Origin of the sequence: Ekhidna sp., assembly GCF_965212185.1 — a bacterium.
Classification (GTDB): Bacteria; Bacteroidota; Bacteroidia; order Cytophagales; family Cyclobacteriaceae; genus Ekhidna.
The window spans coordinates 211,539-229,895 of record NZ_OZ243102.1; the positions used below are offsets into that span (position 1 = coordinate 211,539).

The 18,357-nt window shown below is 36.3% G+C and carries 19 protein-coding genes and 1 tRNA gene; 11 read left to right on the plus strand and 9 right to left on the minus strand.

The annotated features are described in order from the left end of the window. Positions 1-69: 69 nt before the first annotated feature. On the plus strand, positions 70-630 hold the full coding sequence (locus ACOMC3_RS00885; protein WP_420317633.1) for an RNA polymerase sigma factor: 561 nt from the start codon (positions 70-72) through the stop codon (positions 628-630). 352 nt (positions 631-982) lie between these two features. Here ACOMC3_RS00885 and ACOMC3_RS00890 read toward each other — a convergent pair. After that, positions 983-1,067 (minus strand) — tRNA-Ser (locus tag ACOMC3_RS00890). Between the two features lie 275 nt (positions 1,068-1,342). Between ACOMC3_RS00890 and ACOMC3_RS00895 the strand changes: the two genes are divergently transcribed. Beyond that, the gene (locus ACOMC3_RS00895) at positions 1,343-2,200 is read left to right on the plus strand and encodes a hypothetical protein (RefSeq protein ID WP_420317634.1); all 858 of its coding nucleotides are present in this window, start codon (positions 1,343-1,345) and stop codon (positions 2,198-2,200) included. Here the strand turns inward: ACOMC3_RS00895 and ACOMC3_RS00900 are convergent. From ACOMC3_RS00900 to ACOMC3_RS00915, 4 genes are read right to left on the minus strand one after another with little or no spacing between them, the layout of a single operon-like run. Then, positions 2,197-2,613, minus strand: a complete 417-nt coding sequence (locus ACOMC3_RS00900) for an acyl-CoA thioesterase (protein WP_420317635.1) — start codon at positions 2,611-2,613, stop codon at positions 2,197-2,199. The two genes, ACOMC3_RS00895 and ACOMC3_RS00900, sit on opposite strands and share 4 nt — an antisense overlap. Then, positions 2,613-3,647: an endolytic transglycosylase MltG gene (mltG, locus tag ACOMC3_RS00905; protein ID WP_420317636.1), complete on the minus strand. Its 1,035-nt coding sequence runs from the start codon at positions 3,645-3,647 to the stop codon at positions 2,613-2,615. Before mltG ends, ACOMC3_RS00900 begins: the two co-directional genes overlap by 1 nt. A 27-nt stretch (positions 3,648-3,674) precedes the next feature. After that, on the minus strand, positions 3,675-4,190 hold the full coding sequence (locus tag ACOMC3_RS00910; protein WP_420317637.1) for a 4'-phosphopantetheinyl transferase family protein: 516 nt from the start codon (positions 4,188-4,190) through the stop codon (positions 3,675-3,677). Between the two features lie 50 nt (positions 4,191-4,240). Beyond that, a complete protein-coding gene (locus ACOMC3_RS00915; protein ID WP_420317638.1) occupies positions 4,241-4,687 on the minus strand; it encodes a hypothetical protein in 447 nt (148 codons plus the stop codon). Positions 4,688-4,850: 163 nt separating this feature from the next. Between ACOMC3_RS00915 and ACOMC3_RS00920 the strand changes: the two genes are divergently transcribed. Next, positions 4,851-5,606: a class I SAM-dependent methyltransferase gene (locus ACOMC3_RS00920; RefSeq protein WP_420317639.1), complete on the plus strand. Its 756-nt coding sequence runs from the start codon at positions 4,851-4,853 to the stop codon at positions 5,604-5,606. Here ACOMC3_RS00920 and ACOMC3_RS00925 read toward each other — a convergent pair. Further along, positions 5,603-7,240 carry a cyclic peptide export ABC transporter gene (locus ACOMC3_RS00925; RefSeq protein WP_420317640.1) on the minus strand — a complete coding sequence of 546 codons (1,638 nt, stop codon included), beginning with the start codon at positions 7,238-7,240 and terminating at the stop codon, positions 5,603-5,605. The genes ACOMC3_RS00920 and ACOMC3_RS00925 overlap by 4 nt on opposite strands. A gap of 34 nt (positions 7,241-7,274) precedes the next feature. Between ACOMC3_RS00925 and ACOMC3_RS00930 the strand changes: the two genes are divergently transcribed. Beyond that, positions 7,275-8,225: a glycosyltransferase family 2 protein gene (locus ACOMC3_RS00930; RefSeq protein ID WP_420317641.1), complete on the plus strand. Its 951-nt coding sequence runs from the start codon at positions 7,275-7,277 to the stop codon at positions 8,223-8,225. Continuing rightward, positions 8,226-9,020, plus strand: coding sequence for a glycosyltransferase family 92 protein (locus tag ACOMC3_RS00935; RefSeq protein WP_420317642.1), 795 nt, complete (start codon positions 8,226-8,228; stop codon positions 9,018-9,020). 27 nt (positions 9,021-9,047) lie between these two features. On the opposite strand, the gene ACOMC3_RS00940 is transcribed toward ACOMC3_RS00935, so the two are convergent. Further along, a complete protein-coding gene (locus ACOMC3_RS00940; RefSeq protein ID WP_420317643.1) occupies positions 9,048-10,544 on the minus strand; it encodes a hypothetical protein in 1,497 nt (498 codons plus the stop codon). After that, complete coding sequence (locus ACOMC3_RS00945; protein ID WP_420317644.1) at positions 10,541-10,927, minus strand: hypothetical protein; 387 nt, start codon at positions 10,925-10,927, stop codon at positions 10,541-10,543. Before ACOMC3_RS00945 ends, ACOMC3_RS00940 begins: the two co-directional genes overlap by 4 nt. A 91-nt stretch (positions 10,928-11,018) precedes the next feature. Here ACOMC3_RS00945 and ACOMC3_RS00950 point away from each other — a divergent pair, with 91 nt between their 5' ends. Further along, complete coding sequence (locus ACOMC3_RS00950) at positions 11,019-11,978, plus strand: glycosyltransferase family 2 protein (RefSeq protein ID WP_420317645.1); 960 nt, start codon at positions 11,019-11,021, stop codon at positions 11,976-11,978. A gap of 52 nt (positions 11,979-12,030) precedes the next feature. On the opposite strand, the gene ACOMC3_RS00955 is transcribed toward ACOMC3_RS00950, so the two are convergent. Next, positions 12,031-12,846 carry a glycosyltransferase family 2 protein gene (locus ACOMC3_RS00955; RefSeq protein ID WP_420317646.1) on the minus strand — a complete coding sequence of 272 codons (816 nt, stop codon included), beginning with the start codon at positions 12,844-12,846 and terminating at the stop codon, positions 12,031-12,033. A 116-nt stretch (positions 12,847-12,962) separates the two neighbouring features. On the opposite strand from ACOMC3_RS00955, the gene ACOMC3_RS00960 reads away from it, so the two are divergent. Genes ACOMC3_RS00960 through ACOMC3_RS00980 form a run of 5 tightly spaced genes read left to right on the plus strand, consistent with a single transcriptional unit; the run spans position 12,963 to position 18,334 of the window. Then, positions 12,963-14,588 carry an ATP-binding cassette domain-containing protein gene (locus ACOMC3_RS00960; protein ID WP_420317647.1) on the plus strand — a complete coding sequence of 542 codons (1,626 nt, stop codon included), beginning with the start codon at positions 12,963-12,965 and terminating at the stop codon, positions 14,586-14,588. Further along, positions 14,581-15,492: a glycosyltransferase family 2 protein gene (locus tag ACOMC3_RS00965; protein ID WP_420317648.1), complete on the plus strand. Its 912-nt coding sequence runs from the start codon at positions 14,581-14,583 to the stop codon at positions 15,490-15,492. Before ACOMC3_RS00960 ends, ACOMC3_RS00965 begins: the two co-directional genes overlap by 8 nt. After that, positions 15,485-16,420 carry a glycosyltransferase gene (locus tag ACOMC3_RS00970; protein ID WP_420319332.1) on the plus strand — a complete coding sequence of 312 codons (936 nt, stop codon included), beginning with the start codon at positions 15,485-15,487 and terminating at the stop codon, positions 16,418-16,420. Before ACOMC3_RS00965 ends, ACOMC3_RS00970 begins: the two co-directional genes overlap by 8 nt. Positions 16,421-16,461: 41 nt before the next feature. Then, entirely contained in the window at positions 16,462-17,406 is a 945-nt protein-coding gene (locus ACOMC3_RS00975) for a glycosyltransferase (RefSeq protein ID WP_420317649.1), read from the plus strand. Beyond that, a complete protein-coding gene (locus ACOMC3_RS00980) occupies positions 17,396-18,334 on the plus strand; it encodes a glycosyltransferase (RefSeq protein WP_420317650.1) in 939 nt (312 codons plus the stop codon). Before ACOMC3_RS00975 ends, ACOMC3_RS00980 begins: the two co-directional genes overlap by 11 nt. Positions 18,335-18,357: the final 23 nt, after the last annotated feature.

Genomic DNA, 18,357 nt, shown 5'->3' on the forward strand with positions numbered 1-18,357 from the left:
AATCCGGGATTTGGGAATAGTCACATGTGACTTGGCAGAATTTTTGGATTGTTATAGAAAAAGTGTTGAATGCCTGACTTGAATGCTGATATTGAGCAAGAGCGAATTTGGATTATAAAAGCCAAGAAGGATATCACTGCATTCAAGCCTCTTTATGAAAAATATTATGATGCACTTTTTAGATTTTTTGTTCGACGAACCGATGATGAAGAGATATGTGCTGATTTGTGCTCGACAACATTTTTCAAAGCACTTGATAGTCTAAGCAGCTACCAATGGCAAGGAAAACCTTTTGGAGCATGGTTATTTAAAATAGGCCAGAATGAGCTGAGAAAACATTACAGAGATAGAAAACCAATTTTTGTCATTGAGCAAGACAAGCTAAATTGTTGTGATCACTTTCAGGAACTATCAGAGCCGGACTATTTGCAACTCCTTATTACCATTCTGGACGAATTGCCGGAAGACGATTTAAGATTGCTGGAATTGAAATTCTTTGAGATGTGTAGTTTCGAAGAGATAAGCACTTTGATGGGTATTGGGATAAGTGCCACCAAGATGCGGTTATACCGATTATTAGATAAGCTGAAGAAACGTTTGATAAAGGAAGATGACAAAGCGAGACTTTAGAGCGAGAAGAAACTTATTCAGAAGTCAACTTAGGGAACAAAGAGATTTTGATTCCTTCAGAGATTCCTATGATCGCAGAAGGAAAAACCGTAAAATGTCTCGGAATGCTATAATCTTACTGATTTTGACAGGACTGGTAATGGTTATTTATTACATGATGGGGCTACTGTAATATGAGTTTCTTATTTTCAGAGGCGGTGGGATTACTCACATGATCCCATTTGAGGGTGTGTCAACCAAAGCCCGTCTCATTGCATTCGAAGCGTCATTTTTTGTTTTCCCACTCATTGGAGTAAATCTCCATTGGTTCTAAAAACAAAAAACCCAGCGCTTTCGCACTGGGCTTTGGTTGCAGAGGCGGAGGGATTCGAACCCCCGGTACCTCGCGGTACAACGGTTTTCAAGACCGCCGCATTCGACCACTCTGCCACGCCTCTAGGTCTCTGCAATATCTTTCGAGTAGCTTTCTACTCTGCTATGTCTTTTCGAGGCGGGTCCGCCGCATTCGTACGCGTCCGGCCAGGACACTCTGCCACGCCTCTGGGTCTCTGCTAGTTTTCTCGCTCTTTGCGAAAAATTGGAACCGCAAAAGTAGTAGTTTTCCCTAAACTGCCAAATGAAATTATAGTATGACTACTGATAAAGTTAGCCAAAGCAATTAAGTTTAATATTGTCCTGCTAACCCCTCAATTTTACATCTACTTAAGACTATATGCAGCATAGCAATACAAAAGATCGAAAATATTTTCTTGGCTATCTCACAGCCAATGATTCTGATTTTCGTGTTGATTTGGCCAACCTGTATTTGATGACTAAAAAGCATCCTGGGGTTCATAAAATCGAAATGTATATTGTTGTTAGCGAATTAGATTCACATAAGACCAATCATAATGCATTAAATCAAATGAGTTCTCTTGTGGCAGGGTGCAAGTGGTTATCCCTAAATAAAATCATGATTAAGGGAAATATTGGTAGAGATTTTAGTTCTGCACAGCTCTTTTTGTCTGAAATAGAAAATGATGCGAAGGATCATGATATGGTGATGATAAGAAACAGAAGTGCATATGGCCCCTTCAAAAAGAATTGGTATTCAAGTTATTTGAAGCTTATTGACAGTAATCCACATATAGGGCTTGTAGGAACCACTATCAATTTTACCGGGTCACTTGATCGATCTTATTTACATGCAGTCACTCATGTGCAGACGTATCAGTATCTATGTAAATGGGAAACTATCTCTGATTTTGTAACGAAATTTCCAGGACAAAATGCTACGGAAAGGCTTGAGATTATTGATGAAGGTGAAATAGGACTTAGTTATGGCATTATGAAAAAAGGGCTATCCATTGCTTGCCTCAACTGGCCAAATCATACATTTAGTCTTGAGAATCCTGCGGATGAAAACTTACCTAAAGGAGATATAAAAATGGATGTAAAAAGTCTGCCTTTTTTACATCGAGAAAGCAATCCTGATTACCCAGGTCAGGTTTTGAGCGTTTTGATAAAGTGTAAAATACTTTTAAGCAGAAAGGCTCCTGTCAGTATTCATCAAACGGATAAATTCTATTAAGCAGGATCTTGGAAAAATGGAATTAACATCTTCTGCATCCGATCTGGCATCTTAACCGGTCTGCCAGTCTCTAGATTCATAAATGCAAGAATGGTCTCGCCAGTGTTTATCAGTTTACCTTCTTCATTACTTATTTCATACAAAAACCTCATTCGTGCTCGAGGCATTTCAGGAATAATAAGTTTGATTGTCAAAAGATCATCATACCTCGCTGGAGCAAGATATTTCACTGACATGTCCAAAACAGGCATTCCAACACCTGACTCTTCCATTTCCTTATATGGATATCCTAGGGAACGAAATGATTCAACACGAGCTATTTCATAGTAGCGGGGATAGTTGCCGTAATAGGCAAACCCCATTTTGTCGGTATCAGCGTATCTAACTCTAAGTTGAATTTCGTGCGTATACATTAGCGATAAATCCGTTCCTGATTAAGTGCTCTCTGAAATTTTCGGGCATTTACATTGTGCTCACCTAGCGTTCTTGCAAAAGCATGGTAGCCTGAAAAATCAGCTTTCGCACAGAAATATAAGTAATTATGATCTTCGTAATTCAATACGGAATTTAATGCAGGAATACCAGGCATGTTAATTGGCCCGGGAGGCAGTCCTCGATTTTTGTAGGTATTGTAAGGCGAGTCAAACTCTTTGTCCTTATTCAATATTCTACGAATGCTAAAATCTCCAATTGCAAAAACAAGGGTTGGATCTGCCTGGAGAGGGATTCCTCTTTTTAATCGATTAATATAAACACCAGCGATTGTGGGAGCTTCATCCATTTTGTTAGTCTCTCCTTGTACAATGGAAGCCAATGTAGAAACCTCTACTTGAGACATGCCTAAGTATTGTGCTTTTTGTTTGCGCTCCTCCGTCCAATACCGGTCATATTCTGCTTTCATACGATCTAAAAGTCCTCTAGGTGTAATGGTCCAATAGACTTCATAGGTGTTGGGAATGAACATACTTATAAAAGTCTCTTTGCTAAAACCGTAATATTCGGCGGTTGTATCAGCTAGCAGAAGAGGCGCCAAATCAGCAGAGTCAATTTCTATATTATGAGTTAGAATTTTTGGAAGCTGAGTGAGGATGCGAGCATTTGAAAAAGTCAAAGAAATTGGTGTTTGAGCTCCGGACCTTAAGAGATTGATCAGCTCGACATTGGTCATGTCACCCTTAATGAGATACATGCCATTTTTAACATTTACATCCAGATCTTTGAGCTTAGCCAGAAAACTAAATGATACCAGATCATTCACAATTCTTTCTTCAGCAAGCTTGTTTTGAAGCTCTTTAAAAGTTGTTCCTTTAGGGATAGCAAAATATCTGTCCTCTTGTTCAATTAATACATTGGGGGTATAAATAATCTGATAGGTATAAAAGGCAAATGAGGATAGCATCATGGTAAAAACCACGAGAAAAATGGCAATGAAATATTTTTTACGCATTGTTTATTATGGATTTAGCTAGCTAGTCTAAAGTAGACTTTTGGGAAATGCAACGGCACCAAAACGACCATGATGAGAAATGGATATTTCAATTTGATCTGGCTCTATAGTTGGTAGATTTAACTCGTCTGAGCCTATGTGGTAATCACAGCCGTAATCCCGGAAATAATTGATAATCATGAATCTGACACCTTCACCCCAATTCTCATTTGAATCTTCAAACACATGGAAATCAATTTGGTCAAGGTCGCCACAAATAGCCAACATGTAATCATCCTTTTCAAGGATTTGACCTTTTATCCCTTCCGATGCAAAAGATATTCCATCATTTTCCTGAGAAATAGTTATAGGTATTTTTTTGGGTGCGAAGTTTAGAGGCTCTCGTTTGCACTTAAAGACTGCTTCTTTTGCCGACCACAAAACCCAAAATAAGTTTGGATGATCGATGATAGAGTCCTCTTCGTTTTGGATGAGATCAAGGCTCCTGCTATTTCGTTCCTTAAACGTGGGGTCTTTGAGGTCAACTATGTCTATTCCAAGCATTGTGTCTGTTGTCTAAAGAATCGATTTAGAAATATGCCTAATCAAAATGTCTACCACTCAGCAAGATTGTATTCGGTTTCCCAAACTTTTCCTATGGCGTTATCATCACCAAATTCATGAACAAAATCCACAATCTCTCCATCAATGATTAGATCATATCTAACCTCCCATTTTGGATCATGTTGAGGGTTATAGGGTTCAATACCATTATATAACTCAACTCTTACAGTTTCATTCCCATTTACTACGAATTGGGTTAAATCAACCTTGAAATCCACTTTTGGACTACTATGAATAGTTCCTGATGTGAAGATCAAGGAATCTTCTACAAATACACTTACGCTATTGTCCACTTCCGTAATTGCAATCATGTAGCCTGGAGAAGAATTGTTTTCAGTCTCTTTAACTTCTGACTCTTCGGCAACTTCCTTTTTTTCATTAGATGGTGCTCCACAGCTAAAGATAACTATAGCGAGAACGAGGTATAAATGTTTCATTAACGTTTGAATGTTCAGTTTTAGAATACTATATGCAAAAGTAAGTAATTGCTTATCATTCTCATGTGGATACACCCAAATAGGATGCCATAATTGGGACAATGCAACATAATTGATTATTCCTAGAGTATTTTTACGGCTGCAACTATAGAAGAATACAGATTTGAGATTACCATTTTTAAGATTTAGAGCCTTCTGGCCATCAAGAAAGACAAGAACGAGTGATTCCATTCATTTCAGAGGTAAAAGGAAAACGAAAGAAGAGAGAGCAAAATCACCAAAGCGAACAGAAGTAATCAACTATCTAATTTCTTATTTAAAAAGAGACGTTTCTTATCTAGAAATAGGTGTAAGAAATCCACATGAGAATTTTAATGATATAGTTGCCTCTACAAAATACAGTGTTGATCCGGGATTGGAAGCGAAAGTAAATCTTGCAGATTTTAAGGTGACCAGCGACGAATTTTTTGATAAACTGGGAAAAGGAGATGTTTTAACACATGACATAAAATTCGATGTAATTTTCGTTGATGGCCTTCACTTGGCAGAGCAAGTAAATAAAGACATTGAAAACTCAATTAAGTATTTAGCTGAAGATGGCTTTATTGTTCTTCATGATTGCAATCCTCCAACTGAGTGGCATGCTCGAGAATCATACTATTATGCAGATACACCAGCGGGTGGATTTTGGAATGGAACCACCTGGAAAGCTTTTTTGCGATGGAGGTTTAATGCCCAACTTCAATCCTGTTGCATTGATTCAGACTGGGGTGTGGGAATTCTATCAAAGAAACATAAGATTGGGAATCCTATTCCAGAGACAAACATGTTTTACGAATACAGTTTGCTTGACGCAAATAGAAAAGAATTAATGAACCTGATAACTTTTGATGAGCTCAAGCAAAAACTTGAATCCTAAGCCTGCTCAACAAGATTTCCATTTCGGAGTTTAATCACTCGATCGGCACAGTCAAAGTATAATTCATCATGCGTAATAGCAATGACTGTTTTACCTCTTCGCTTTAGGTCAGGAATGATCTCACGATAGAATATTTTCTTGAATGAAGGGTCTTGATTAGCTGCCCATTCATCAAACAGATAGATGTTGGCATCCTCCATCAGCGCACTGATTAACCTCAATCGATGGGTTTGACCTTGTGATAGCCTAGTGGTTGAGAAGACGCCATCTTTAATACTTACTTTTCTATCTATTCTAAATTCTTTGATCAGGTTTGATGCATACTCTTCAGGTAAATCTTTAGACTGAACCAGTAGTTTGTTGAATAAATAAGAGTCATCAAAGATGGCTTTAAATTCATCTCGATATCCATTGATGTTGGAATCATCGATTTTCTCTCCATTATATTCAATGAAACCTTCTTGAGGTTTGTATAGCCCTAAAAGTAACTTTGACAATGTTGTTTTACCACTCCCATTTCCGCCAACAATAAAAATTACCTCATTGGGTTGAATTTTCAACTCGATGGGACCTAAAAGAAATTGGTCGTCCTCCGTATCATTGTAATAGGTGTAGGTGGTGCCTTTCAGTTCTACAGTTCCTGGCTTGCTTGTGTCTGAATCAAGTGTATGAATTCTTCTATCAGTGATCACTAACTTCAGCCCCATTTCCTCGATGTTATTCAGGGCAACTTCAATGGCTTTAATATTACCCAAAAAGCCTGTTGCCGATGACAGTGGAGATACCGTGAAGAGGGAAATTAACAGGAATTCACCCAATAGATCAAATTCCACAATCTGTGTACTATAGATTACGAAAATTAAGATCACTATTCCAAACAGCAGCATTACATCTGTCATCCTTGACAGGAGGGAGTTAATGACGCTCTCTTTTACTTTTAAATCTTTTTCCTGATCACTTTTTTTAGTTAGTTGATCATCTAGAAAGGTGTGCTTTAGCTTTTGATTTAGGCTTAGCTCCTTAATTCCTTTTACGACTGCTTCAAGCTCTACAAAAACCTCATCCCATTTCATACGGGCCTGGTGGGTGTACTTTTTCAAAAGGGGAAGAGTGAACGATACGATGATAAATGTCAACCCAAAAACAACTATGGTGAAACCAAACAGAATCGGAGATAACCAAATCATGTAAATGAACAATCCGATTACTGTGGTTAAGCCGGTTACTATTCCAGGAAAACGGTTTATCGCTACGGATATAGTAGAGATATCATGCGTGAGCATGGGCAGCAGTCGCTCTTTATTCTTTTCTACGGCGCTATATTCTGCGTTGAGAATCTTTGTAGAAAGCTGTACTCGCAGATTATGAATAATTGTCTGAGTTAGTTTCGCCAACATGAAGGAACTCAAAACAGCGAAAAGAGGGTAAGCGATAAGCAATATTCCAACCTTTAAACTAAAAGTAAGGATATCCTCAATTCCACTGTTTAGCGTTTCGTGAATCGTCTTGATAAGTAAGGTTGAGCAAACGCCAGTTATTACACTGCCGAGAGAGGCGATGATGAAATTCCTTTTGGAAGTTCGGAGTAAGTAATAGAGCAGTTTCAAATACTGTGCATTTAGTTTAAATCGCAAAAAAACGACAACTTGCAGCCGCAAACAAATTACTATGGATAATAGTCTATCGGAGCAAAGGGAGCATGTACTTAGATGCTGCACTATCATAGTAACATACAATGGAGCAAAATGGATAAATAAGTGCCTGGAGACACTTTTTCAGTCAAGCTATCCAACCGAAATAATTGTAATTGACAATGGATCAACTGATCAGACAATTCCTTTACTTGAAAAGTTTGGAGAAAAAATTCAATTAATTAAGACTGGAGAAAACTTAGGATTTGGAGGGGCCAATAATATTGGGATGAAGATGGCTCTTAATCAAGGATTTGATTTCTTTTTCTTATTAAATCAGGATACGTGGGTGGAAGAGGATGCAATTGAAGCACTCATTGTTGAGTCCAAAAGAAATACTGATTTTGGCATATTATCACCCATTCACATGAATGGACAAATGACCGCTTTTGATAAGAATTTTAAAAAGTTTGTCAGAAGATATAAAGTGGTTGATGTCCCATTTAATGAAGAAACAATTTCAAAACATGAGACACTTGTTGAAGTAGGATTCATAAATGCTGCAGCATGGCTGATCACTAAAAAATGCATTCAGGGAGTGGGGGTCTTTAGTCCTTTGTTTTATCACTATGCCGAAGACAATAATTATTGTCATCGCACATTAAGTAAAGGATTCAAAATAGGAATAGTTAAAGAATCAATAATATATCATGATAGGGAGTATCGAAATGACGCATACTCACCCACAAAAGATTTTGAGAGGGAAACGGTTAAAAGCCTATCAAATCCTTTGAAAAACCGATCTTTAATCCATGATTTCTTAATAGCTATTGCAAAAATTCTGGAAATATCAACTAAGATAAGATTCTACAAAATCCCTGGCTTTTCCTATTGGGCTGTCAAAGAGTTTTTTAAACTAAGAAAGCGTGTACATGACTTTGATGAAAGTGCATTGTATAACTTTGAACTGGAAACTAAATATTCCTAAATGGCTAAGAAGCATTTCTTAACGTTCGCAACAAATTTCAAAAATGAAAATCCTTATCTAAAGGATTGGATAGAATACCATGTAAAAGTGGGTGTCAATCATTTTTACTTGTATGATCAAGATGGTGGAGAGGAGGCTCAAGAGATTCTGCGGCCATATGAGGAGAAAGGAATAGTGACTAGACATCCATGGACGCATCTAGATGGCACCAGATTCGATGGAGCTACTAAATGGTGGCAGAGAAATAAAAATCATATGGGCTTTGCACATGCGGCAAAGAACTATCGCAAAGAATTTCAATGGTTGATGAAAATCGATGTGGATGAATTTTTATTTCCAATAGACGGGAGCACCCATTTGCATAACTGGTTAAATACAGTTGATGTGAAGAAGATTAAGGGAATAAAGCTACCTCGTATCAATTTTGGTAATAATGGTTACGATACCAAGCCTGAAAAATCGGTGTTGGAGGCTTACATTAAAAGAGAAGAGAATTACTCTGATCATAAAGACTTAGGAAATGGTGACTTTCTTTCCAGCAATAGATTCGCCTATAGTGCTCACTGGTGGCATTATAAGTGGTATAAGTTTGGTAAAATGCTTACTAATACTGATGAAATGGGCTGGCGAATCAATCATTATTACACCAAGTCTCTTGAGGAATATCTTTCCCGACAAAATGTGTCTGGGGGAAGACCTGTGGGAAGAGAAGGGTTTGATGAGAAAAATAGGGGATGTAACGATATAGAAGACACCAGCATGTTGGATTTGCTGGATAATGTTGGGTGGGATTAGTTAAACTTTCTATTGAGAATAGAAATATTAATCGAGCTTATACCGAACTCCGAGTGATAGGTATCTATTGGATCTATCTCCTCCAAAATTTCTATTGTAGTTATAACTAAATATTCCTTCCGCTGAAAAGATAAATTTTGGGGTTTCTTTTTGAAAGAAAATCCCTAAAGAATATTCAATATCATGTGAGAAGAAATTTGCAATGTTTGCTACAAAATAGTCACGATTATGTTCAATTCTTTGGATTAAAGAGCCAGCTAAAAATGAACCGTAATCAATCTTAAAATGGAAGTGATCACTATTTCCTCCTGGCCCTATTCCTGCACCTAGTATTTGTCCATCGTGTGTATATCCGTTTCTATTCACACTATGTGTATAGTATGAAGGCGTTGCTCTCCAGAGAGGCGCTTGGTTAGCAGATAGATTGGTATGTTCATAACCAAAAGTATAAGCCCGACCTTTCCTGGTGGAACCTGATTTTTCAAAACCTATAGTATAGGCTCTGGTGTGTTCTGGTTCAATGGCTGTTGGTCTTAACCCACCTCCATCAGACGTAAAATCATTCTTTGCAAATTCAGCATAAGCACGGAATCCTACTTTTTTAAAATTCCAATCCATTGTTATTGAAACCATCTGATCAAAGGCATCATTTGGTGATAATGTATCACCGTCTAATACACCATCATCAAGAATATAAAAAAGAGATAATAGATCGGCACCCTCGAAATATCTTGTTTGCTTGTACAATGATTTGTTTAGTCCAAGAGTCAATTCGGGTAGAAAATTTGGAGAAAATCCTAGTGCGAGGATGTTAATGTATCGTCTATCATTTTCTTCTATATCATCAAAATAGTCAGATTCATTAAGGAGCCCCATGATGATATTGGCTTCAACTTTTCCAATCTGGCTTTTTCCTATGTTCAAATCAGTCGCATCAAATCCAAAGCGTAGGTGAGGGAAACCACCAGCTTGTCTGCTAAGAATGATTGGATTAAAAATGGAAGGCCCGAGTGAATAATTTTGAGTGGATAAAGCAATATTAAATTTATTTAATTGAAATTTTACTTCGCTTTGCCCGGGATGGAATTTCACAAATTGATCAAACCCATATTGTTGGACCCAATCTATTTGATTGGAAAACTGATAACGAACCTCATCAGAGGATAAGGCTTTTCTGAATTTTATATTTCTTGAATAAAATGCAACAGGGAAAAATGTATAGTGAAATTTACCAACCTTTCCCTGCATCCCCGCATGTGCTTCCACCGTCCATGCCTTTCCTTTCCAGACTGGTCCGTCATTATATCCTCGTGCATATTCGGAGTTGTTACTGAATTTAGCAAATGGATTTATCAAACTAAATTGACTTTGCCCATCTTGATGTATACTTTTATATAGAGTAAGAGTGGTGCTGTCAGTTTTATCTATTCGATTAAAAAAATCACCTGGAATATAGATTTGACCTGAAATGGAAGAAATAAAAAGTAAATGAGAAATTGCGAGAATTATTTTCCTAAAGCTCATAGATAATACGCTTCTTCAAGTACAAGACCTACTCTATAATCCCTTCCCTTTTCCCAGTAATTTTCATATTCATCTGTGCCCTCCATGAGCGCATACTTAATTTGCCAACTCCGATCTATTTGATTTTCGTAGGGTTCATAACCATTATATAGTCTTACGACGACTTTATTATTAGCATGTTTTAAATAAGGGCCTATTGATATTTTTTTACCACTGAACGAATGTGGGTCATTGATTGTGCCACTGTCGTATATGATAGAATCATTTACTAGAATCTCTACTCTATTGTCTACTTTTTCAAAAATAAAAGTATAGTCTTTAGCTTGATCGCAAGTTGGCGAAGGATAAATATTAAGTATTAAAAATACAATTTTCAATATCATTGCTTCTAATTATTTAAATGATTTGATTGTTAGGCAATCAAAAAACATTCCACACTCAAAAAATCTGAATTAGTTTCATTAAACAGTTAAAATGGACGAACTCGTTTCAATTTGCATACCGACTTACAATGGAGAAAATCATTTAAAAGCATCCATTAAATCTGCTATAAATCAAACGCATGCAAATATAGAAATACTAATTGTCGATGACCAATCTACTGATCTGACAGTCAGCATCATTCACGATTTTATGGAACGAGATAATAGGATAAGATTGGTTGAAAATGAAAAAAATCTTGGATTGGTGGGTAATTGGAACAAATGCATCTCATTTGCAAAAGGTAATTGGGTAAAGCTACATTTTCAAGATGATTTGATGGTTAATGATACGATTGAAAAGATGTTGACCCTTGCCAAGCAACAAAATGTTGAATTTGTACTTTCTGATCGCGAGTATTTTTTTGAAGACGGCATGGACAGTGATTACTATGAAAAATTGCAACGATTATCAAACCATTTTGAAAGCGCATCTGTCATTCAGCCTAAGGATTTAGCAGAGCTGTTTTCTAAACTTTCAATTGAACATAATTTTATTGGAGAACCAATATTGGGTTTATTCAATAAGAGTGTACTTGATACATGTGGAAAATTTGAGGAAAAGATGTTTCAATTGGTAGATTTTGAATTTTGGTTTCGCTTAATGAGTAATATAGAAACTGGTTTTATTGCTGAGAAACTCCATCAATTTAGAGTTCATTCTAAATCACAAGGTGCCAAGAACATGGGTCGAGAGGGAATAAATGTATCTGATCTAGATATGGTATTGATGGCCCATAAAATTTGTACGGATTCAAATTATGAGAAACTTAGAAATTTTATTGGGCCACAAAATGTCATGGCACTTCTTTCTCCACTGGTTGAATCTAAGCTTGAGAAAAATGGGTGGTTTAGAATGAAGAAAAAAATTGGTTCAGAGGTTTTGAAATATTTTAATCCGCCACTCAAGGTTAAGATTAAGGCCCTAAAGAAGGATGTCTCAATGTATTTCTGAATAGTTAAGGCTGACCAGATTAATTATTGAAGATTTTTATTGAATACTGGATCTAGCTTTTTTCAGCTAACTCAACATCTGATAACTCATTGGATTTCTGGTCATAGATCTCAAAGTATTCTATGTCCCTTATATTTTCACTGTCTTTTGAGTCTGCACTTCCTCGCTTCGCTTTAACGTTAAGAAACCATTCCTTAGACTGAATTGGATAATGATTAAGGTGTAGAAATGACTTTCGTAGAATGTCTTCATTGATTTTTTGAAAATCTTTATCGTTCGTAAAGTACATTTTCAAATCTGACGTGATCGACAAGCAAAATTTCTTTGTGTCGCAGTGATGAATATCAAACCATTTTAAACAAGAAGACCGAACGATTACTTTTCCAAGTCCGTACTGCTCATCTTTCATTCCCTGATTTTTAACTCCATTATAATTACTTCTTTTTGTGAAATTAGGAATGATTTGATCAGGCTGTTTTTCAAGCCCGGATGATCCAAACATCTTCCATGGAATTCTGACAAGTCCAATCGGGGGAGGTAAAAATTTAAGGAATCTTCGAATGGTTTTGAACCCTCTTCTTGAGTAGATAAATTCATCCATATCACAGACAATAAACCATCTATTGTTCTTCCTTTCCTTTAGAAAATATTTATTGTAAAGAGCTACTTGAGCCCAGCGAGTTTCGTCTTTAACTAAGGTCACTTGATTTTTCTGGAGATAGTTAGATAGAATTTTTTCACTGTTATCCGTACTCCCATTATCAATTAAATAGAAGTGATCCACTCCTTCGTTTAAGTAATGATCAAGCCATTCCTTTAGGCAGTGGGCTTCATCTTTGAAAATAGCTACAACTGATAGAAAGTGCATTCAGTCTCTCCTTTTGATTTGCCAGCAGGCATTGAAGGCTTAATATTAATTAGTAATCTTGCACTTTAAAGATATTTCTCAGCTAAGATTATTGAATTTAATAGGAGTAGGAAGGTATGCTTAGAGTAATCAGCTTTTTTTTCAAGTCATCATGGCAAATCATTGTGTTGGCAACTGTGGGAAGTGTTGTTGCCGCGGGTCTCAATTTGCTGGGAATAAAATTTTTGGGAGATATTATTAAAAGCCCAGAATTAAGCCCAGAATTATCGCTGGTCTATGCTATAGTATCAATTACACTTTCATCAATTATAGGTTTTATAATTGGGTACATAGTGACAAAGCATTATGAATTCAAAATCTCGAATTACCGAAAAGAGTTGTCAGATCGAGTCTTACGATCAAACTATCAGGAAATTGAAGAGAAATTAGACAGGTTAGTTCCGGTGTTGCTGTTTGAGATAGGTGCTATCGGAGGATTTGGCCGGCAGATTCCTATTGTAATGGTAGCCCTTATTCAGACTGTGGTTGTTATTGGTTACTTATTTTATGTTTCATGGCAGTTGACACTCATATTAATTCCTCTGTTTTTGGTAGTCACTTTGGTTAATGTATTTACACTACCGATGTTCAAGGCATTAGATAAATTAATGTCGGAGGTTCGGTTCAAAATACACTTTTCTTTAGATAGACTTGAAAAAGGGTTTAAAAATTTAGCTGTAAATCGAACACATGCCAATTCTTATGTGAATAAGTCAATTGGATCACATAGCAATGAGCTGGCAAGGTTGAGTGTTAAGAATTACACCATTCGTAATTCTATTACCAAGTCAGTAAATGCATTTGTCTTGATTGGCTTTGGTACAATCTTACTCTTGTCAATTACAACTTATGGTTTCAACCAACTTCAATTGATAGAATATCTCGCTTTGATTCTATATATCCGTCCTTACATGAATCAGATAGCGAATTTCTTCAAACAGGTGAAAAATGTTGAGAATGCACTAGAGCAGGTAGATGCTCTAAACGTTGACATTAGAAAGCATGAAATGGAATCCGATGAGAAGATTCCTTATGATCCGAATAGTGCCCATCCATTAGTAGAAGTAGATAATATGCTATTTCAATACAAAGAGAAAAATGGTTTCAAACTCCACGTAGATTCATTCAAAGTTTTTAAAAATGAAATCCTAATAATTAATGGGTACAATGGCAGTGGTAAATCCACATTGTTTAAATTGATTACAGGTCTATATACTCCGGATTCGGGTCAGTTTTTGTTTCAAAATCAACCAGTTACTCAGAAAAATCTTAAATCTTATCGCGACTATTTTTCATGCTACTTCACAGATTCGCCGTTATTCGATAATCTTAGCTATCTGGACTTAAACAAGAATAAAAGTGAAGTTTCCAATTTGATGGAATCTTTAGGGCTAAGTAGTAAAACCGGAATCAATGAGCAATTCGAGATTACAAAGACAGAATTGTCCAATGGACAAAAAGGGCGGCTCAATCTTTTAAGGTTATTACTCGAAAAGAAAGAAATCTATTTCTTTGATGAATGGGCGGCTAATCAGGACATTTATTTCAAGGAAAAATTTTATACAGAAATTGTCCCTGGGTTAAAGGCCAATGGAAAAACTGTCATATTGATTTCTCATGATGATAAGTTTTATTCTGTGGCAGATAGGATTTTGACAATCAAAGACGGAAAACTCAAAAATGTAGAAGAGAATTATGCCTAAAGTGTGTGTAATTGTCGTCACCTACAATGGTGAGGAATACATTATGAAATGCCTTTCATCGCTTCAAGGGCATTCTCAAGATCTACATATATTGGTCGTCGACAATGATTCAAAAGATCAAACAGTTTCGATAATTGAGCATAATTTTCCAAATGTTGAAGTTATAAGAAACAAAAAAAACCTGGGCTTTGGAAAAGCTAATAATATTGGTCTAATACAAGCTTACAAGAAGGGTTATCAATATTTTTTTCTATTAAATCAGGATGCTTGGATTGAGGGTAATGCTATAGAGCAAATCATCGCTGCATTGAAAACGAATCCATCCTATGGTATCGTTTCTCCAATCCATTTGAATGGAACTGGAGACCGCTTGCAACATGACTTCAAATTTTTCATGGAAAAAAATGAAGCCAGTGATTTTTTAAAACATTATGAATCTAGTCGTCTAAACAATGAGCTATATGAGGTAGACTTTGTGAACGCGGCTGCATGGATGATTTCTAGAATTGCTTTGCAGAAGGTCGGATTGTTTCATCCGCTGTTTTTTCATTATGGTGAAGACGACAATTATGTGCACCGTCTGCATGATAAGGGGCTAAAAATCGGAGTAGATTCCAACTCAATCATTTATCATGATCATGAGATCAAATCTTTTAATCCCTTAAAGCATAAGCCCGAAAAGGAGTTTAAACAAGAACTTCTGAGAGCATATCTAAACCCTCAGAACAGAGGGAAAAGGGAGGAATTAGCAAATTATGCTAAGAAGAGAAAACGAAAATTTAAAAGGGAAAATTCGTTGAATGGACTGACAGCCTCCTGGATAAAATTCAAAACCATGATTGAAGTATATAATCATGAAAAAAGATATTACAAACCCCTATATAGGCATTTGAATGATGAATAATAAGCGTTCAATTATTTGTATTGGATTAGGTACCTATAAAAGGCCTAATATGCTGCAGAGAGCATTGGAATCAATTGCTGACTTGACCTTACCGAAAGATGCTGATGTAGTCTTTTTACTTTGTGATAATGAGCCTCAACCTGCATCCGAGGAGTTGTTTCTTTCATTGCAAGGGAGCTTAAATATGGCATCACATTATTTGCACGAACCTCGAAAAGGATTGGTGTATATGAGAAATAAGATTCTGGATGAGGCCAATAAATTAGCGGCAGACTACTTAGCTTATTTCGATGATGATGAAGTTGTTCATCAAGATTGGATAGTTTCACTTTATGATGGCATCAAAAAATTTGATTCAGCTGCCATAGGAGGACCGGTAATTATGAAATGGCCTCAAGGAACTCATGTGGATTCTCATGTTAAAGCATTTATTGATAATAACCCTGTATCTGGAGAATCAGGGGACGTCAGGGAGAGATTAGCAACTAATAATGTATTGATTGATTTAAATTTTGTAAGAAAGCATGAATTACGCTTCAATATGAGGTTTAATTTACTCGGGGGTGAAGATTCATTTTTCTTTGAACAGATCAGACAAAACAATGGTAAACTGGTCTGGTGTAATGAGGCCTTGGTTTTTGCTGAAGTTATCCCTGATAGAAACAGTGAAGAATTTATTTGGAAGAGAATATTTCGAATAGGTCAAACACTTTATTTAAAAGAAGAATTACTTAATGGTAAGAAAGGCACCATAGAGAAGATTGGACTAATTTTTAGAGGATTTAAATTGTGGAGGAAGTATTTCTTCTATCGTGGAGATCACGAACGAAAAATAGAACTGAAAAAAAGATGGGTTAAAGCCAAAGGCATGATTCAAGTAATCATTGGTAAAGATTTTAAAGAATATGAATCAGGTGATGGGTATTGAAAAAATTTTTCATTCTTAAATGTGACCTTTAAAAGTCTTTAATGACCCAGAAAAAAATGAAGCCACTCATTGCTATAGGGTTGGGGACCAAGGAGCGACCAAAAATGCTGGAACAAGCTCTTGAATCATTATCGAGGATTCATATTCCAAGTGATTTGGAGGTGATATTGTTGGTATGTGAAAATGGGAGTTCATCGTCAGCACTAGAAATTGTAGAGAAGTATCAAAGTAAGCTCCCATTTCCAGCTTCATATATTAAAGAAGAAAGAGTTGGCATTGTATACATGCGCAATGCAATATTGGATGAGGCAAGAAAAGCTAATGTTGGATTTCTTGCATTTTTTGATGACGATGAGGTGGTAAAGGAAGATTGGTTGGTACAAATTAACAATGCAAGAATAAAATACCACGCAGATGTTATTCAAGGCTATGTAGAGCAAAAGTTCATTTCAGATGATGTAGATAATATTGTAGTGAAACATTTTCCAGGAAGCCTTGACATACATTCTGGTGCAGAGTTGGAAGTAGCCTCTACAAGAAATGTGCTTATAGACTTATCTATAGTATATAAGTACGATGTTCGCTTCAACAACAGGTTTAATTTGACTGGAGGATCAGACACTCTTTTTTTTATGCAACTGAAAAATAAAGGTGCTCGAATATTTTTTTGCAGAGAGGCTGAGGCGTCAGAAACAATTCCTTCCTCTAGATCAACCATTGAGTGGCTTCTCTCGCGATGCTTTAGAAATGGTTTTTCCAAATACCTGATTTCTATGGAAATTCATGGTAAACCAAAAGCTATTTGGATTGAATTGGGTTATCTTTTTAAATCCATTAGAACAGTACTGGTCATTCTTTTTTTAAGAAAAAAACCTGTTGATGAACCCGGATTTCAACGATGGAAAAGGTACAATCGAGCCAAGGGTGTACTTTATGCAATGATGGGTGTGCCATTCGCAGAATACAAGCAAATTCATGGAAGCTGAAAAGAAATATAGCTGCACAATTGCAATTTGTACACATAATCGACCAAAGGGACTTAGCGTATCAATTAGGGCTGTAGCAAAGCTGCATTTTCCGGTTGATTTGGATATTCTTCTATTGGTAGTAGATAATGGTTCTTTGTTAGAGTCTAAGCAAGTCTTTGATAGTGAAGTAAAAAAGCTTGAAATCCCATCAGAATATATCAAGGAATCAAACAAAGGAATTTCACACGCACGTAATGCAGCATTAAGTTATGCAAATGAAAGGCATCAAAACTATTTGGCATTTTTTGATGATGATGATTACCCGGATCCAAATTGGTTGCATTCGCTTTGGGTGTGTATGAAAAAATATAATTCTCATGTATCCGCTGGCCGAATGGTATTCAAGTGGCCATCTGATTGTGATTTGGATGATGAAGTAAAAAGAATTTATGCTTTAGCAGCTGGAAAAACTAAAACAGGCACTTTACTTAAAAGATGCGGATCTGGAAATGTCTTAATTGATTTAGGTTTTGTGACTGAAAATAAATTAACATTTCATCCTAAATTCAATTTGACTGGGGGAGGGGACGCTCATTTTTTTGAACTATTATCGATACAAGGCGGTAAAATTGTTCATTGCGATGAGGCAATTGTTTATTCTGACGTAGATGTTGCAAGAACAAACGAAGAATATATTTTCAATCGCCGGTACAAAGTGGGTTATAATTCATTCAATAAAGATGCTCTTTTATATGGTAAGCATTCTGCGATACGGATATCCATCTTAAGATGTCTAAGCATTTGGATGGATTGTGGTGTCCGCTTTTTTAATAGAAATCCGAAGAATAGAGCATGGATAAAAAGGCAGCTTTCAGAGGCAAAGGGAAGAGTGCATTCAATAATGGGGAGGCCGTTTGAATATTACAATGAAACAGATGGGAAATAATACTTTATTTAGGAAGAGGTGAA

What these genes read in the sequence shown, in the direction of transcription:
- ACOMC3_RS00885 (WP_420317633.1), top strand. Translation starts at nt 70, where the DNA reads ATGCCTGACTTGAATGCTGATATTGAGCAAGAGCGAATTTGGATTATA.
- ACOMC3_RS00895 (WP_420317634.1), top strand. Translation starts at nt 1,343, where the DNA reads ATGCAGCATAGCAATACAAAAGATCGAAAATATTTTCTTGGCTATCTC.
- ACOMC3_RS00900 (WP_420317635.1), bottom strand. Translation starts at nt 2,613, where the DNA reads ATGTATACGCACGAAATTCAACTTAGAGTTAGATACGCTGATACCGAC.
- mltG (WP_420317636.1), bottom strand. Translation starts at nt 3,647, where the DNA reads ATGCGTAAAAAATATTTCATTGCCATTTTTCTCGTGGTTTTTACCATG.
- ACOMC3_RS00910 (WP_420317637.1), bottom strand. Translation starts at nt 4,190, where the DNA reads ATGCTTGGAATAGACATAGTTGACCTCAAAGACCCCACGTTTAAGGAA.
- ACOMC3_RS00915 (WP_420317638.1), bottom strand. Translation starts at nt 4,687, where the DNA reads ATGAAACATTTATACCTCGTTCTCGCTATAGTTATCTTTAGCTGTGGA.
- ACOMC3_RS00930 (WP_420317641.1), top strand. Translation starts at nt 7,275, where the DNA reads ATGGATAATAGTCTATCGGAGCAAAGGGAGCATGTACTTAGATGCTGC.
- ACOMC3_RS00935 (WP_420317642.1), top strand. Translation starts at nt 8,226, where the DNA reads ATGGCTAAGAAGCATTTCTTAACGTTCGCAACAAATTTCAAAAATGAA.
- ACOMC3_RS00940 (WP_420317643.1), bottom strand. Translation starts at nt 10,544, where the DNA reads ATGAGCTTTAGGAAAATAATTCTCGCAATTTCTCATTTACTTTTTATT.
- ACOMC3_RS00945 (WP_420317644.1), bottom strand. Translation starts at nt 10,927, where the DNA reads ATGATATTGAAAATTGTATTTTTAATACTTAATATTTATCCTTCGCCA.
- ACOMC3_RS00950 (WP_420317645.1), top strand. Translation starts at nt 11,019, where the DNA reads ATGGACGAACTCGTTTCAATTTGCATACCGACTTACAATGGAGAAAAT.
- ACOMC3_RS00955 (WP_420317646.1), bottom strand. Translation starts at nt 12,846, where the DNA reads ATGCACTTTCTATCAGTTGTAGCTATTTTCAAAGATGAAGCCCACTGC.
- ACOMC3_RS00960 (WP_420317647.1), top strand. Translation starts at nt 12,963, where the DNA reads ATGCTTAGAGTAATCAGCTTTTTTTTCAAGTCATCATGGCAAATCATT.
- ACOMC3_RS00965 (WP_420317648.1), top strand. Translation starts at nt 14,581, where the DNA reads ATGCCTAAAGTGTGTGTAATTGTCGTCACCTACAATGGTGAGGAATAC.
- ACOMC3_RS00970 (WP_420319332.1), top strand. Translation starts at nt 15,485, where the DNA reads ATGAATAATAAGCGTTCAATTATTTGTATTGGATTAGGTACCTATAAA.
- ACOMC3_RS00975 (WP_420317649.1), top strand. Translation starts at nt 16,462, where the DNA reads ATGACCCAGAAAAAAATGAAGCCACTCATTGCTATAGGGTTGGGGACC.
- ACOMC3_RS00980 (WP_420317650.1), top strand. Translation starts at nt 17,396, where the DNA reads ATGGAAGCTGAAAAGAAATATAGCTGCACAATTGCAATTTGTACACAT.